General features: G+C 65.2%; 1 protein-coding gene. It reads left to right on the top strand.

Annotated features, from left to right (window positions below; genetic code table 11):
- Window positions 1-68 precede the first annotated feature (68 nt).
- Window positions 69-1,168, top strand: a protein-coding gene (locus Q0907_RS18960) for an IS3 family transposase (protein ID WP_299347598.1) whose coding sequence is annotated in 2 segments (ribosomal slippage) — window positions 69-327 and window positions 327-1,168 — 1,101 coding nt in all. Because the reading frame shifts where the segments join, the coding sequence is not laid out codon by codon here.
- The last annotated feature ends 32 nt before the right edge of the window (window positions 1,169-1,200 follow it).

Genomic DNA, 1,200 nt, shown 5'->3' with positions numbered 1-1,200 from the left:
CGACGTCCCCCCAATTTTGAGTAGCACCGCGATCTGGAGTCCAATCCCCAACCCCAAGGAGATTGGACGTGAAGAAGCGCTTTTCCGAAGAACAGATCATCGGCTTCCTGCGTGAGGCCGAAGCCGGCCTGCCGGTCAAGGACCTGTGCCGCCGGCACGGCTTCAGCGAAGCCTCGTACTACCTGTGGCGCAGCAAGTTCGGCGGCATGAGCGTGCCCGACGCCAAGCGGCTGAAGGAGCTGGAGGCGGAGAACACCCGGCTGAAGAAGCTGCTGGCCGAGCAGGTGTTCGAGAACGACGTGATCAAGGACGCCCTGCGAAAAAAGTGGTGACCGCACCGGCTCGACGGGAGCTGGTGCGGCATCTGGTGGCCAAGGGCCTGAGTGAGCGGCGGTCGCTGGCGGTGGTGCGCATGAGCGTCAGCGCGTACCGCTATGCGCCGCGTCCGGACCGCAACGTCGAGCTGCGGGCGCGGATCCTGGCGCTGGCGCAGCGGCACAGGCGCTACGGCGTCGGGATGATCCACCTCAAGCTTAGGCAAGCGGGACTGCTCGTGAACTACAAGCGCGTCGAACGGCTGTACCAGGAGGCGAAGCTGCAGGTGCGGCGCCGCAAGCGCAAGAAGGTGTTGCCGGGCGAGCGTCAGCCACTTATCCGGCCGCTGGCCGCCAACCAGGTGTGGTCGATGGACTTCGTGTTCGACCGCACTGCCGAAGGCCGGGTCATCAAATGCCTGACGATCGTCGACGACGCCACCCACGAGGCGGTGGCGATCGAAGTCGAGCGGGCGATCTCCGGCTTGGGCGTAACACGCGTGCTGGATCGCCTGGCGCTCGCCCGTGGCTTGCCGCAGGTGATTCGCACCGACAACGGCAAGGAGTTCTGCGGCAAGGCCATGGTCGTCTGGGCGCACCAGCGCGGTGTGCAGCTACGACTGATCCAGCCCGGGAAGCCCAACCAGAACGCCTATGTCGAGTCCTTCAACGGGCGGCTGCGGGACGAGTGTCTCAACGAACACTGGTTCACCCACCTGCTGCACGTCCGGACGGTCATCGAGACCTGGCGCCGGGAGTACAACGAGGAGCGGCCGAAGAAGGCACTCGGCGGCCTAACACCGAGCGCCTACGCGAAGCAACTGGCATCCGCTACCATCAACCCCGGACTCTAAATCGCCCCGCTACTGAAAGTGGGGGGACGTCG

Source organism: uncultured Pseudoxanthomonas sp. (assembly GCF_947498795.1).
GTDB lineage: Bacteria > Pseudomonadota > Gammaproteobacteria > Xanthomonadales > Xanthomonadaceae > Pseudoxanthomonas_A.
This window is presented reverse-complemented; position numbering and strand designations above follow the sequence as displayed.